Genomic DNA, 14,718 nt, shown 5'->3' on the forward strand with positions numbered 1-14,718 from the left:
GCAGAAAATTCTATTATGTGCCGCACAGAGCGGCAGTATCAACTGCACGTGCAGCCTCTACGCTTTCTTCGCTCAGACCGTAGCTGGTCAGAATTTGCTTGTACTCATCGGTTTTCTTGAACTCTATCAATGCGTTGTTGAAAGCCTCATAGAAATCCTTGTCTTCCGGGCGGAAGCTGAATGCTCCGAAGCTGCGCGCAGCTTTGCCATCTACAACCGGATCGGCAAATGGATGTGCCTGTTCCAGTTGAGGTGAGTTTTCAACAAGGTTGGCGACTGTCAGCTCGGTTGCCGCATAAGCATCGGCCCGACCCGCCTGTACGGTCGACGGGGCGTCGGCATTGCCCTGAATCATGACAATTTGTGAGTCATCAATGCCCATTCCATGCAGGAAGTCGATTTGATCCGCGCCGGAGACAATCGCGACTTTCAGCGATGGATCTTTCTTGATGTCTTCATAGGAATGGATTTTCTTCGGGTTGCCTTTCGGCACCAGAAGACCTTCACCATAGCTGGAATTGGCGACTGTAAACTGAACCTGTTTGCAGCGATCCGGCAGAATGTTTTGCTCGGCTGCAACAAATTCAAAGCGCTTGGCCTTCAGGCCGGGAATGAGTGAACCGAATGGTGTAACCGTCCAGTCGATTTCATCGATCCCGAGTTTTTTGAAAATGGCTGCGGCAACATCCGGGCCGATGCCTTTTGCAGCGCCGCTGGCGTCCATATATCCGTAAGGCACTTCGTTCGCGGTGGCTCCACGCACAAAGCCGGCGCTTTTCAGATTATCAACCGTTACCGCCTGTGACGGGATGGTAAGGGCTATGAATGCTGCTGCCGAGAGCAGGGCGGAGATTGTATGAAATTTCATGCGCATCTTGTTCACTCCTCTTTATGAATGCCGGTTGTCAGTTCGTCCGGTTTGTCAATTTATTGATATTTATCGGATTATCCCGGGATCGGCTCCTCGCTATGGGTTGCAATAACTGAAAGGCAGTCACCCATTTTGATCAGCCCCGGAAAATGACGTGCTGCCAGAATGCCATCAAGGGCTGCACGATATTCCTGCGGTGCGCTTCCGGTACGTGCAACCTGATGAATGCGGGCGATGAGATCTCCTTTGCGAAGCGGAGCGCCCAAATCAACCAGAGGTTCCAGCAGCCCATCGGTATCAGCAAAACCGAAGCATTCTTGCGATGGCATATCCAGCCAGCGCGTTGATGATGCTTCAACTCTGCCTTCCAATATTCCGGCATGAACCAGAATATTGCGAATACCGCGTTTGGCAATTGCAGCCGTTTGAGCAGAAATCGTACCACCGCCGGAAAGTTCGGTTGTAACAAATACCTTACCGGCTTCTTCAGCAGTGGTGTCATACATGCCAACAGTATCGATCTCGATCATCCGCATGGAGAACGGGGCCGAAAATGCTTTAACAGCCGCAAAACAACGGGCTTCCTGTGCCGTATCAGGCAGGGCGTGCGCCGCTGCATAGGGCAGGAAATCCAATGTGCGGCCGCCTGAATGAAAATCCAGTACGATGTCGGCTGTCGGCAGCAGATAGCGGGTAAAATAATCCGCGATTTTTTCCGTGACCGAACCATCCGGTCGTCCCGGGAAACTGCGATTGAGATTGCCTTTGTCAATCGGTGATGTCCGCGTTCCTGCCAGAAAAGCGGGAAAGTTCATTGCAGGTACAATAATGACGCGGCCATTGATCTCTTCGGGCTTGAGATTGGCTGCAAGATCATAAAGCGCCACTGGCCCTTCATATTCATCGCCGTGATTGCCGCCTGTTAAAAGTGCCGTGGGGCCGTCGCCATTGCGGATGACGCAAATTGGCAGCATTAACGATCCCCATGCGGAATCGTCGCGTGACCATGGCAGTCGTAAATGGCCATGCTGGACACCATCGCGATTAAGATCGACGGTTGGTGTGATGGGCGATGGACGGGCAGGTGGTGAGGCGTGCATCATCATGCTGTCCTTAATCCTTCACCACCAGCTTGCGCGGCACGTTCGAAAGACATTCAACGCCTGTTTCGGTGATGACAATGCTTTCCGTAATTTCGAGACCCATCGTTTCAAGCCATAATCCGGTCATGAAATGGAACGTCATGCCGGGTTGTAGTGCGGTCCGGTCACCGGGGCGCAGACTCATTGTGCGCTCGCCCCAATCGGGCGGATAAGACAGGCCAATCGAGTAGCCGGTACGGTTGTCTTTGATAATCCCGTACTTTTTGAGCACTCCGAAGAAACCATTGGCAATATCCTCGCAGGTATTGCCGGGACGCGCTGCAGCAAGTCCTGCTTCCATGCCCTCCAGGGTTGCTTTTTCTGCATCAAGAAAAGCCTGTGTCGGCTTGCCGAGAAATACGGTGCGTGACAGCGGGCAATGATATCGTTTGTAGCAGCCGGCGATCTCGAAGAATGTACCTTCGCCCGATTTCATCGGTAAATCATTCCAGGTAAGATGTGGTGCCGAAGCATCGGCACCTGAGGGCAGCAGCGGCACGATTGCCGGATAATCACCACCAAAGCCATCGACACCGCGTGTACCGGCATCATAGATTTCAGCCACCAGATCGCATTTGCGCATTCCCGGTTCGATCTTGTCGACGATACGCTGGTGCATGGCTTCTACAATGCGGCCAGCCTTGCGCATATAGCCGATTTCAGTCGGGCTTTTAACCGCGCGTTGCCAGTTGACGAGGCCTTGGGCATCTTTGAACTTGGCATTTGGCAAATGTTTCTGAAGCGCGTGGTGGGCTGCGGCAGTGTACCAGTAATTATCGAATTCGACGGCAATCGTTTTGTTACCCCATCCTTTTTCCTCAAGAATGGAAGCCAGAAGATCCATGGGATGACGTTCAAGCGATTGCACATAATGATCGGGATAGCCGATGATGCTGTCATGGCTGATCCAGGCTGTGCGTTTGGCGCCATTGCCATCCTGACCGCGACCATACCATATGGGTTCACCATCCATTGCTAGCACAACGCATTGATGAACATAAAACGACCAGCCGTCATAACCTGTAAGCCAGTGCATATTGGAAGGGTCGCTCACGATCACAACGTCAAAGCCTGCTTTTTCCATAGCATGTCGGGTCTTGGCAATGCGCTGATCATATTCATCACGCGTGAAATTGAGTTCCACACTCATCGGCTGGCTCCTGCATTTTTGCTTGAATCAATCTTGGCGCCCGCATCACGAAGGATGGCCCGTTGGGTGGCAAGGTGGGCAATGGCCGTATCCTGAACGCCGGTGCCCGTAAGATCGCAAATTGTGATGGCATTGGGATCTCGCTGGGCAGTACCTGCTTGCAGAATGGTCTGGCCAAGTTCCGGAAAACCCGCATCTTTCTTGATGACGCCTGCTGCAATGGCGTGGTGCAGTTCACCCAGCCTGCGGGTCTGGTTCAAACTGTCAGCCACATAGACAATCTGGCGTTTGAAAATCGCGGGTTCCAGCTCATTTTTATGTTCTGCGTCGGAACCCATTGCGGTGATATGCTGTCCTGCCTCCAGCCAGTCGGCTTTGAGGAGCGGCGTTTCAGAAGGTGTTGTTGTGACAATAATATCGGCTCCGCGACAGGCTTCCTGCGCATCGCTAAGTGCCGTGACCGGGATGCCAAGTTGTTGAGTTAAATCGTGTGCTAGGCCTTGTGCCTTCTGATGATCCCGCGCCCAGATGCGAGCTTCGGTAATCGGGCGTACCAGTGTCAGCGCCTCTAGTTGCATTCTGGTCTGTAGTCCGGCACCAATAAGCGTCGCTATATGTGCATCAGCATGCGCCAGATACTTTGCGGCAACTGCGCCTGCGGCAGCCGTGCGCACATCCGTTAGATAGCCATTGTCCAGAAGCAGCGCTTCGACGAGCCCGGTTTTGGCTGAAAACTGGATCATCAAACCATTAGTGGACGGAAGTCCGATGGACGGATTGTTGAAAAAACCCGGACTTATCTTGATTGCAAAACTGTCAAGGCCCGGAATATACGCGGTTTTAACATCAACTTCGCCGCGTGCGGCTGGAATATCAAGCCGCAGAATAGGCGGCATGCTGACCTTGCCGCCTGCTAGCGCGAGGAACGCATTTTCGACACAGGCAATGCTTTCAAGGTCCAGTGATATAAGTTCTCGAAGATCGGCTTCGGTCAGGATTCTCATCTTAGTCATCACCCCGCCCTCCGATATTGGTTCTCGACAATTGCGCGATGCTGTTCGGGATCAATATTGCCGCCCGATAAAACAATTGCTGTGGGGCCGGAAGGGCGGATTTTCTTGCTCAGAATTGCGCCAATTCCAACCGCTGCTGCGCCCTCAATTGTTTGGTTTTCGAGCAGGGCCGCATGTTTTATGCCATCAGCGATTTCATTTTCATCCAGCAGAATGACGTCATCCAGCAGCGCTTTGCAGATTGCAAAGGTCCAACGATTGCCAAGCCCTATGCCGCCGCCAAGAGAATCCGCCAGCGTGTCCAGTTCTTCAACATCGACAGGTTTGCCCATTTTAAGGCTTGCATCCATAGCGGCGCCGCGCTGCATGGAAATGCCGATAATGCGCGTTTGCGGGCGTTTCGCCTTGACCGCAATAGCTATGCCAGCTGCAAGCCCTCCGCCCGAAAGAGGAATAAGGACAGTTGCAACTTCTGGAAGATCATCAATAATTTCAAGTCCAATGGTTCCCTGACCGGCGATTACACGCGGATCATCAAAAGGCGAAACGGCTTTCATGCCTTTCTTCGCGACAAGACGTTCAACTTCGTTCATGGCCTCGTCCTGAGACTTGCCCACAATGCGTATATCTGCACCGAGTTCGCGGATCGCTTCGACTTTGTTGCGCGGCACAATAAAGCACCATTTACGACTGCAAGCCGTATTCTCGTTCCCCATATGCTTGATTTTTATCATTATGACTATGTGTGAAAGACCAAATAGATCATGTCAATAATTATATTGGATCATTACAATTATCATATGTCGCGACTTTTTAGGCGCTGGTCTTGAAAGGGAGGCAGGAGCATGCCAATGAGAATATGGTAACTGCTTAATCATTCTGGAACGCTATCATGAAACCCGCGCTCAAGCTCGATGCTGTTGATTTTCGCATTCTTGAAGCAGTGCAGGAAAATGCGCGGATCACAAAAATAGCTTTGGCCGAAAAGGTCGGGCTTTCCCCTACACCTTGCTGGCTGCGGCTGCGCAAGCTTGAAGAAGCTGGCATTGTCACGGGCTACCACGCGCATATTGCCTATCGCAAAATCGCACCTATTGCGCATGTCATGGTGCAGATCACGCTTGGTAATCATCGTCAGAGTGATTTCGACCGTTTTGAGCGTGCAATTGCAGCCATACCGGAGATCGTCTCATGCTGGTCTGTCGGCGGTGGTATTGATTATTTTCTGATGGTCATGACACACGATATTGATGCTTATCAGCGATTGATCGATCGGTTGCTTGACCTCAATATCGGCATCGAGCGCTATTTTACATACATCGTGACCAAATTGGTCAAGGATGAGAAATCTGGCACCTCTTTGTCGATGCTGGCAGATGATCTTGGATAGTCCAAATCCACTGTGTGAGTGACGAATTTTAGTCCAATTGCGCAGTTCTGCAACGTGCATTTGGTCTGAATAGGGGGCGGTTTCGTGAGATGTTTCTTTCAGAATTGGGAGAAGCGCAATGAATGCCGTTCTGGATCATCCAATACAACATGACGGGCTTAACAGGCTTCGTGATAAGCACCTCTTTCGTGAACTTAGCTATATCAATGGGCGATGGGTTGCCGGCGATAAGGTTGATACATTCTGCGTTTTAGATCCAGCAACAGGACGACGTCTGGCGCGTGTTGCAAGCTTGAGCCAAACGCAGACAATGCTCGCTGTTGATGCTGCTCAAGACGCGTTTTTTCAATGGCGCAACAGACTGCCGCAGGAGCGGGCCGCAATTTTACGCCGCTGGTTTGAGCTTGTTTTGGCTAATCGGGACGACCTGGCGTTGTTGATGACGCTGGAGCAGGGCAAGCCTCTCGATGAATCACGCGGAGAAATTGATTATGGCGCAGCTTTCATTGAATGGTATGCAGAAGAGGCGAGGCGCCTGAACGGCGAAACGATTTCAAGTCATTTACCCAATGCTGAAATGCTGGTGCGTCGCGAGGCACTGGGCGTTGTGGCTATTGTGACGCCGTGGAATTTTCCAAACGCCATGATTACCCGCAAAGCTGCGGCAGCAATTGCTGCGGGCTGCCCGGTTGTTATTCATCCGTCGTCGGAAACACCCCTGTCCGCTTTGGCTTTGGCTGAATTGGCGGAACGAGCGGGAATACCCGCGGGTGTTTTTAACGTGGTGACGGGCAAGGCTGCACCTATTGTTGATGTGATGTGCCGCGATGAACGTGTGCGGGCATTAAGTTTCACGGGCTCTACTGAAATCGGCAAGATCATTGCTGCAAAATGCGCCGCAACCGTCAAACATCTGGTGATGGAGCTTGGTGGGCACGCACCTTTAATCATCTTCAGTGATGCTGATATTTCCCGTGCAGTTGATATTGCCATGGCAGCCAAGTTCGCAACCTCGGGTCAGGATTGTCTCGCCGCCAACCGCATCTTTGTTCAGCGCGATATTGTTTCGGTTTTCACACAGGCTTTTGCTGAACGCATTCGCAGCTTGAAAACAGGCAATGGCCTTGATGCAGATGTCGATATCGGGCCGATGATGCATAGCCGTGCAGTCGATAAAATCGAGCAGCATGTGCGAGACGCTGAAAAGCGGGGCGCTCATGTTGAAGTCGGCGGCGAACGTATTGGCGACACGCTTTTCTTTGAGCCAACATTGCTGAGCAATGTCTCTGATGATGCTGCAATCATGCATGAGGAAACATTTGGTCCAGTCGCAGCAATTTCAGTTTTCGACGATGAAAATGAAGTTATCAAGCGCGCCAATGCTACACAATATGGATTGGTCGCTTATGTCGTGACATCGAACGGCGCACGCCAATTGCGGATGGGGCGGGCGCTTGAATATGGAATGGTTGCCATCAATCGCGCAAAAATTACCGGTGCGCCAATTCCGTTTGGTGGCTGGAAACAATCCGGCCTTGGTCGCGAAGGCTCGCATCATGGCATCGAAGCTTTCACAGAACTCAAATATCTCTGCATTGATACCGCTGCGTAAGAACGTTGCGGCAGGAAAGGACAAATCCATGTTGAACAACAGCAATGAACTCACCGCCTGGGATCGTGATCATTTCTTTCATCCGTCGACCCATATGGGGATGCATGCACGTGGTGAAACGCCAACACGTGTGCTGGAGGGCGGCGAGGGTGTTTATATTACTGATGTCAATGGCCGGAAAAGTCTCGATGCTTTTGCGGGTCTTTATTGTGTCAATGTCGGTTATGGCCGTACTGAGATTGCGGATGCAATTGCAGAGCAAGCACGAAAGCTTGCTTATTATCATTCCTATGTTGGTCACGGTACGGAAGTGTCGATCACTTTGGCAAAGATGATTATCGACCGCGCACCTGATCATATGAGCCGCGTCTATTTTGGTCTTTCAGGCTCGGATGCCAATGAAACAAACATTAAACTCATCTGGTATTATAATAATATTCTTGGCCGTCCTGAAAAAAAGAAGATCATTTCGCGCTGGCGCGGCTATCACGGCTCTGGTGTCATGACGGGTAGCATGACCGGGCTTGCAACTTTTCACAATGCATTTGATCTGCCGCGTGCGCCAATCCTGCATACGGAATCGCCTTATTATTTTCGCCGCGAAGATCGGTTGATGAGCGAGGAACAGTTCTCGCAACATTGTGCTGATAAACTGGAAGAGATGATCCTTGCCGAAGGACCAGATACTATTGCCGCATTTATTGGTGAACCTGTTTTGGGTACCGGAGGGATTGTTCCGCCACCTGCCGGTTATTGGCAGAAGATACAAGCCGTTCTTGATCGCTACGACATTTTGCTCGTTGCTGATGAGGTGGTCACGGGCTTTGGCCGTCTTGGCAGTATGTTTGGTTCCGATCATTATGGTATGAAGCCGGATCTGATCACCATCGCCAAGGGGCTGACATCGGCTTATGCGCCACTCTCCGGTTCCATTGTGTCTGAGCGTATGTGGCAGGTTTTGGTGCAGGGATCAGACAAGATGGGACCGATTGGCCATGGATGGACTTATTCGGCGCATCCTATTTGTGCTGCGGCTGGAGTTGCCAATCTAAAGCTTATTGATGAACTGAAACTTGTTGACAATGCAGGGTCTACCGGTGCCTATTTCCGTAATGCTTTGCAGGATGCTTTGGGAAGCCACAAGCATGTTGGTGATGTGCGCGGGGAAGGATTGATGGCAGCGGTTGAGTTCGTTGAAGATCGCGATGATCGAAAGTTCTTTGATCCCACCATGAAGATTGGTGCTCAGGTTTCCGCCGCTCTTCTGGCAAACGGCGTTATCGGTCGGGCAATGCCGGAGGGTGATATTCTTGGCTTCGCGCCACCGTTCTGCCTGACACGCGAAGACGCTGACAAAGTCGTCGATGCAACCCGAAAGGCAATTGCGTCTGTATTTGCTTAGGGTCAGGACCCATTAATTGGATGAGTATGGCATCTGAAATGAAAAGACTATGCAAGGAAAGACGCACGTGTCGGGGGCAGGACTGGAGTGGTTCCCGGTTGAGTGGCTCGACACAGCAGATCGCCAAGTCATTTCGATGTTCAAAGGATGTGGTCCATCCGCCCAGTCTATATCATTGGAAAAGCTTGAAAATGATCCATATTTCCATGTTGTTCTGAGTAAATTGGACAAGACCTTCCATGAATTTCAGGTGGGTAGGTTTAAATCGCCACCTTCATCGTTGGATCATCGCCAGATGATTTTGCTGTGCGTTTACGGTATGCACAGGATGGCATTGAAGGTTTGATAGATGGGTATCATGCAGGTCGATCGTCTGTCGGCCTGCACCTGGCGCGACTTTGCCATGAAGGTCGAGATAGACCGAGTGTCCAACCATATTATGTTCAAAGCTGATGATACCATGTCAGTTGAACCAGGCCTTTCAAATGCTCATATTTCAGATGAACGAACGGAAAAGTCGCTAACGATAATGCATGACTCGTAAGTTAAGGAAATGACGCTTTCTTTTTAGTCACCCAGCACCTGACGGTCGTCGCGATCGCGTGAGCGGACCAGTTCTTCCTTTATCTGTCGCAGAATGCGCACGGCACGATTCCGGTCCTCATAAGCAACCATGTTGGCCAGAATATCGATAGTCGCGAGGTAGGCATAACGCGTAGATGTCGGGCGGAAAATATTGTTGCCTTCAGGGAGGTCAATGGCAATGAGAACATCGCAGGCTTTTGCCAATGGCGAATTGCTCTGGGTGATGATGATTGTCGGAATGTCCCGCTCCCGCAAAAGTTTGACACAGTGCAACAGATCCGGATCTCGTCCGGTGATTGAGGAACCGATCACAACCGTTCCAGGTAGAGCAGCAGAAGAGAGCATAATATTCATGCTGTGGTCATTTGATGAATGAATAGGACATCCAAGCCGAAACAGCCGATTATGTAATTCATTGGCAATCATCGCCGAATTACCGCTTGCCCCAAAAGCCTGAATGAAGCTGGCGCCACGCAACAAGTGGGCGGCTTTACTGATCGCTTCGAGATCAAGTTGGCGATGCAATTGAAACAGTGCATTCTGTGCTTTGGTAATGATATCTTCCGCCACCTCTTCGACACTGTTGGTCTGGGTTTCAGGTGTCAGGTAACGCAAGCCCACATAAGTGATTTTTGCCAGTTGCACCTTGAAGTCCGAATAACCCTGACAGCCCAGATGACGGCAGAATCTTGTTACGGTCGGCGCAGAAACATTCACTTTTGCAGCCAACTCACTGATGGACGAATTGACAACAAAATCCACATTATTGAGTACAAAATTCGCGAGTTTTTTTTCAAGCCCTGAAAGCCTGATGTCTTCATCGTAAAGCACGTGAATAATATCCATAAGAGGGTTGAATCCTTTTAGTGAAGGCAGAGGGTTTGAAAAATAATTTCACATTTATTGAAAATGGCTGCAATAGTGTGAATAAGAATGGCAGAAACCTGCCCTTCAGGAAAATTATATACATAATTTCTGAGACAAGAGGTTCCCGGATGACATTCCCATGGCCCGAAGTGGGTACACTCATAAAAGACTTGCCAACGCCTTTGCCCATCATTGATGAAGACAGGTTAGCCGCCAATATTGCTCGCGTACAGGACTATATCTCAAAGAGCGATAAGTTTTTCAGGCCGCATATAAAGACGCACAAGATTCTTGCCGTTGCCCGTCAGCAGGTTGAGGCAGGTGCCAATGGCATCAATTGCCAGAAGGTTACGGAAGCAGAAGTTTTTGCTGATGCGGGGTTCGACGATATTCTCATTACCTATAATATTCTGGGAAAAGCAAAGCTTGCACGGTTGAAAGCGCTGAATGAAAAGATCGGCGCGTTGAAGGTCACAGCAGACAATGCAACTGTGGTGGCAGGGCTTGCAGAAACCTTTGATGTGGAACGTCCTTTGTCCGTGCTTGTTGAATGTGACACGGGCGGTAAGCGTTGTGGTGTGCAGACGCCGGATGCGGCCGTTGCGCTTGCAAAGCACATTGCCGGGCAAGCTGGATTGCGCTTTTCCGGTATTCTGACCTATCCGGCCATTGGTGGTGCGCAAGCTGTAGAACACTTTATTGTCGAGACAATGGAAAAGCTGCAAGCGCAGGGGCTGGATTGCCCGATCCGCTCCAATGGCGGCTCGCCAGACATTTATTCTGCACATCTGGTTCCATCTGCCACTGAGCATCGTGCCGGCACCTATGTTTATAATGATCGCAGTATGGTCCGTGCCGGGCAGTGTACAGCCGACGATATTGCCATGCATATTCTGGCAACCGTTGTTTCGCGTCCGGCCGAAAATCGGGCGGTTCTTGATTGCGGTTCCAAGGCGTTGACATCCGATCTCTTGGGATTTTCCGATTTTGGAGTGATAGAAGGCTTCGAAAGCGCACGTATAGTTTCGCTTTCGGAAGAGCACGCCGTGGTCGATCTCAGCGATTGCAAAGGGGATTTTCCTGCTATTGGTGCTATGGTCCGGGTCATGCCCAATCATACATGTGTAGTGAGCAATTTGTTTGAGCAGATGGTTTTTCATCGTGATGGTGTGGTAACGCGTGTCGAAGATGTCGCCGCACGCGGAACTGTCTGGTAAGTTTCAGGGCACTGTGAGGACTAAAAATAAGAACAAAATTTTATGAAAAAAAGTGCCTTCCTTGGGCTCTTTTTTTCATAATTAAACTAGGTGAATTTTACCCAGACGCTGAACTTGACTGGTTTGCTTTAGCTAAACCATTCACTAGCCGCTCTATTTTAGTGCGAACATAACTGAGCGTTGTCTAATCATATGAAAATCAATTACATAAAATTTACATAGATGTCGGCTTACTAATCAAAATACGCGCAAGACTGGTTGACATAGATGCGTATAATCGCATTATTAAGAAAATAAATTACAAAAAGAGGCGGAGTGGAAGAAAGTTTTCATTAACTGTGTCGACTGCTGAAATTCTTGCCACCGCATCAGATGCGGCGAAGAGAGATTCCTATCCTCATCATTGCTTGGCGATTGTATGCGTATTTTTACAGCCTCACTGGCCACCGAAACCAACACTTTTTCACCTGTTCCAACAGATATGGATGCATTCAGGGCAGCATTCTATGCCGGACCGGGCGAGCACCCCGACACGCCGACACTGTGTTCATCGGTAGTGCCAATCCTTAGACGCCGGGGCAGGGAGGATGGCTTCACCGTCATTGAAGGCACATCCTGCTGGGCAGAGCCAGCAGGCCTCATCCAGCGCAAGACCTATGAAACTTTGCGTGATATCATACTGGATGAGTTAAAGGCAGCTTTACCCGTCGATGGTGTTGTTCTCGGACTACACGGCGCCATGGTCGCGCAAGGCTATGACGACCCAGAAGGCGACTTACTGGCGCGTCTGCGGGAGATTGTCGGTCCTGATGTGTTGGTTGCGGCGGAATTCGATCCGCATAGCCATTTAACGGCCAAGCGTGTCGCTAATCTCGATATCATGGCGACTTTCCTTGAATTTCCGCATACGGATTTTGAAGAGCGTGGCGAGCATGTCGTGGATATGGCCTTGCGCACTTTGCGAGGCGAGATCAGCCCGGTCATCTCGACTTTCGACTGTCGTATGATCACCATCTATCCGACCAGCCGTGAGCCAATGCGCTCCTTCGTTGATCGTCTGGTCGCCTTGCAAGGCAAAGACGGCATTCTTTCTGTATCCATCATTCATGGCTTCATGGCGGGTGACGCACCGGATATGGGCACGCGTATTGTCGTTGTGACTGATAATGACCAAAGTAAGGGGGATACCCTCGCACGCAATCTGGGTCATGAGCTATATGCCATGCGCAAATTGACGGCTATGCCAATGTTTGAGACTGAAGCTGGGCTTGATCATGCCGTTGCAGTGCATAAGGCAAATCCGACACTACCCGTAGTCATTTCCGATATCTGGGATAATCCGGGTGGCGGTGTTGCGGGTGATGCGACCCATATCATTCGTCGTATGATGGAGCGCGGGTTTGATAATTTTGGCGTTGCTACACTTTGGGATCCTATTGCTGTCTCATTCTGTCATGCGGCTGGTGAAGGTGCAGAACTCGACATCCGCATAGGTGGAAAATCATCATGGCAAGGCGGCGATCCGCTTGATCTCACGGTCACGATTGCAAAGGTGATGGATACAGGCTGGCAGAGTTTTCGCAAAAGTCGCGTCAATCTTGGTCGTGTCGCAGTGGTGCGTCCGGTGGGGACGATGATTGACATCATTCTGATCACTAGCCGTTCGCAAACTTATGAGCCGGATATTTTCTCCAATCTGGATATTGATTATCGCGCCAAGGATTTCCTGCTGGTGAAGTCGACCAATCATTTTCAGGCTGGTTTTCAGCCTGTCACCTCGGAGATCGTTTATATCGCTGCTCCGACATCTTATCCGACAGACCCGGCAACGACGCCTTATCGCAAGGCAAGTCTTGAACTGTGGCCACGGGTCGCCGATCCGCTGGGACTGGATTAATCATTAGGGGAGCGGCGAAACGCCAATCCATAAAAAAGGGGAGTAAATTATGAAAAAAGGTCTTTTGATTGCAGTTGCAACCGCTGCTCTTGCCTGTTCAAGCGTGATTGCACTCGCACAGGCTCAAGATGGCATTCTGACTATTGCAACCATTGGTGAACCGCCGACGCTTGATGTCATGCAAACACCGACAGATATCGTGCTGACTATTGATCAGCATATTTTTGAGACGCTGTTCACCTATGATGACGAGTGGAAGTCGGTGCCGCTGCTTGCCGCATCCATGCCCGAAATATCGGAAGATGGCCTCACTTACCGTATTCCTTTACGTGAGGGTGTAAAATTCCACGATGGCAGCGATTTTGATGCCAAGGATGTTGTTGCATCACTCAATCGCTGGATGGAGATTAACACCAAAGGCAAGCAGGTTTCAGAAGTTGTCGAAAGTCTTAGCGAAGATGGCGATCATGCTGTTATCATCAAGCTTAAATCGCGCTATGCGCCACTTTTGGCCACACTGTCTCAGGCTTCGGTTATTATTCCTTCCGAAACGGTTGAAGATACACTGACCAAGTTTATTGGTACTGGCCCATATGCACTTAAAGAGCGCAAGCCCGACCAATATACGCAGCTTGTGCGTTTTGACGATTATAAATCGCCTGAAGGCGAACCGAGTAATTATGCTGGAAAACGTGAAGCCATCGCCAAAGAACTGCGTTTTGTGCCGGTTCCCGATGCCAATACCCGCGTCGAAGGCCTGATTTCTGGCCAGTTTGATTTTGCTGACTCTCTGCCTGTGAGCGCTTTTGAGCGAGTTGAGGGAAGCGACAAGGCCAAGCCTGTTATTTTTGAAAATACCGGTTGGGCATCGCTCAATATGAATATGAAGGAAGGCGTGTTAACCAAAAAGGAACTGCGTCAGGCGGTGCAGGCAGCATTAAATGCATCTGACATGATGTTGGCAGCTTTTTCTGACGAGCGCTTTTATAGTGTTGATGGTTCGATTTTTCCGAAGGGCTTTTACTGGCACACCGAAGCAGGTGTTGCCCGTTATGGTGACGGTGATCCTGAAGCGGCGGCAAAGCTTCTAAAGGAAGCAGGCTATGATGGCACACCAATTCGTCTTTTGACGAGCCGACAATATGAATTTCATTACAAGATTGGTGAAGTTGCCAAGGCCTATCTGGAGGCAGCCGGCTTCAAGGTTGATTTTCAGGTGGTGGACTGGGCAACCCTGACCACACGCCGTGCCGATCCAAAACAATGGGACATCTTTATCACTCATTCCAATTTTCCCGGTGACCCGACAACAATCAATACGATCACTGATTCCTACCCGGGCTGGTATGTTTCTGACCAGAAAGCCAAAGCTGTCGCGCAATATATGGACGCCACCACGGATGAGGAAAAACTGAAGGCCTGGGAAGGTATTCAAACGGTCATCTATGATGATGCTCCGCTTTACAAGGTCGGTAACTTTAACGCCTTGTCCGGTGTTGCAAATACAATCACCGATTATACGCCAACCTATTGGCCACATTTTTGGAATGTGACCCCTAAAAAGTAAGGCGC

Annotated in this window: 12 protein-coding genes and 1 pseudogene; 7 read left to right on the top strand and 6 right to left on the bottom strand. The window is 50.3% G+C overall.

Annotated elements, in window-relative coordinates:
• Positions 1-13: 13 nt before the first annotated feature.
• The 5 genes and pseudogenes from ehuB to FHY56_RS00180 all read right to left on the bottom strand — a co-directional run.
• Positions 14-874, bottom strand: coding sequence for an ectoine/hydroxyectoine ABC transporter substrate-binding protein EhuB (ehuB, locus tag FHY56_RS00160; protein WP_140903167.1), 861 nt, complete (start codon positions 872-874; stop codon positions 14-16).
• Positions 875-945: 71 nt separating this feature from the next.
• Positions 946-1,974 carry a N(2)-acetyl-L-2,4-diaminobutanoate deacetylase DoeB gene (gene doeB / locus FHY56_RS00165; protein WP_140903519.1) on the bottom strand — a complete coding sequence of 343 codons (1,029 nt, stop codon included), beginning with the start codon at positions 1,972-1,974 and terminating at the stop codon, positions 946-948.
• Positions 1,975-1,984: 10 nt separating this feature from the next.
• Positions 1,985-3,163 (bottom strand): ectoine hydrolase DoeA, encoded by a 1,179-nt coding sequence (gene doeA, locus FHY56_RS00170; protein ID WP_140903169.1) that lies wholly within the window; start codon positions 3,161-3,163, stop codon positions 1,985-1,987.
• Positions 3,160-4,176 (bottom strand): cyclodeaminase, encoded by a 1,017-nt coding sequence (locus FHY56_RS00175; protein ID WP_140903171.1) that lies wholly within the window; start codon positions 4,174-4,176, stop codon positions 3,160-3,162. Before FHY56_RS00175 ends, doeA begins: the two co-directional genes overlap by 4 nt.
• Positions 4,176-4,850, bottom strand: a pseudogene (locus tag FHY56_RS00180) (pyridoxal-phosphate dependent enzyme); the annotation flags it as partial. The gene FHY56_RS00175 and the pseudogene FHY56_RS00180, both read right to left, overlap by 1 nt.
• Positions 4,851-5,068: 218 nt before the next feature.
• Here FHY56_RS00180 and FHY56_RS00185 point away from each other — a divergent pair.
• The 4 genes from FHY56_RS00185 to FHY56_RS00200 all read left to right on the top strand — a co-directional run bounded on the left by FHY56_RS00185 (position 5,069) and on the right by FHY56_RS00200 (position 8,926).
• Positions 5,069-5,566 carry an Lrp/AsnC family transcriptional regulator gene (locus FHY56_RS00185; protein ID WP_140903173.1) on the top strand — a complete coding sequence of 166 codons (498 nt, stop codon included), beginning with the start codon at positions 5,069-5,071 and terminating at the stop codon, positions 5,564-5,566.
• Positions 5,567-5,684: 118 nt separating this feature from the next.
• Positions 5,685-7,178, top strand: a complete 1,494-nt coding sequence (locus tag FHY56_RS00190; RefSeq protein ID WP_140903174.1) for an NAD-dependent succinate-semialdehyde dehydrogenase — start codon at positions 5,685-5,687, stop codon at positions 7,176-7,178.
• Positions 7,179-7,206: 28 nt separating this feature from the next.
• Entirely contained in the window at positions 7,207-8,580 is a 1,374-nt protein-coding gene (locus FHY56_RS00195) for an aspartate aminotransferase family protein (protein ID WP_140903175.1), read from the top strand.
• 49 nt (positions 8,581-8,629) lie between these two features.
• Entirely contained in the window at positions 8,630-8,926 is a 297-nt protein-coding gene (locus FHY56_RS00200) for a hypothetical protein (protein ID WP_140903176.1), read from the top strand.
• A gap of 221 nt (positions 8,927-9,147) precedes the next feature.
• Here FHY56_RS00200 and FHY56_RS00205 read toward each other — a convergent pair whose 3' ends face one another.
• On the bottom strand, positions 9,148-10,011 hold the full coding sequence (locus tag FHY56_RS00205) for a MurR/RpiR family transcriptional regulator (protein WP_140903177.1): 864 nt from the start codon (positions 10,009-10,011) through the stop codon (positions 9,148-9,150).
• A 149-nt stretch (positions 10,012-10,160) separates the two neighbouring features.
• On the opposite strand from FHY56_RS00205, the gene FHY56_RS00210 reads away from it, so the two are divergent.
• The 3 genes from FHY56_RS00210 to FHY56_RS00220 all read left to right on the top strand — a co-directional run bounded on the left by FHY56_RS00210 (position 10,161) and on the right by FHY56_RS00220 (position 14,713).
• Positions 10,161-11,249, top strand: coding sequence for a D-TA family PLP-dependent enzyme (locus tag FHY56_RS00210; RefSeq protein ID WP_140903178.1), 1,089 nt, complete (start codon positions 10,161-10,163; stop codon positions 11,247-11,249).
• A gap of 418 nt (positions 11,250-11,667) precedes the next feature.
• Complete coding sequence (locus FHY56_RS00215) at positions 11,668-13,146, top strand: M81 family metallopeptidase (protein WP_140903179.1); 1,479 nt, start codon at positions 11,668-11,670, stop codon at positions 13,144-13,146.
• 49 nt (positions 13,147-13,195) lie between these two features.
• The gene (locus FHY56_RS00220; protein ID WP_140903180.1) at positions 13,196-14,713 is read left to right on the top strand and encodes an ABC transporter substrate-binding protein; all 1,518 of its coding nucleotides are present in this window, start codon (positions 13,196-13,198) and stop codon (positions 14,711-14,713) included.
• Positions 14,714-14,718 lie beyond the last annotated feature (5 nt).

The sequence above is a fragment of the Brucella gallinifaecis genome, assembly GCF_006476605.1.
Taxonomy (GTDB): Bacteria; Pseudomonadota; Alphaproteobacteria; order Rhizobiales; family Rhizobiaceae; genus Brucella; species Brucella gallinifaecis.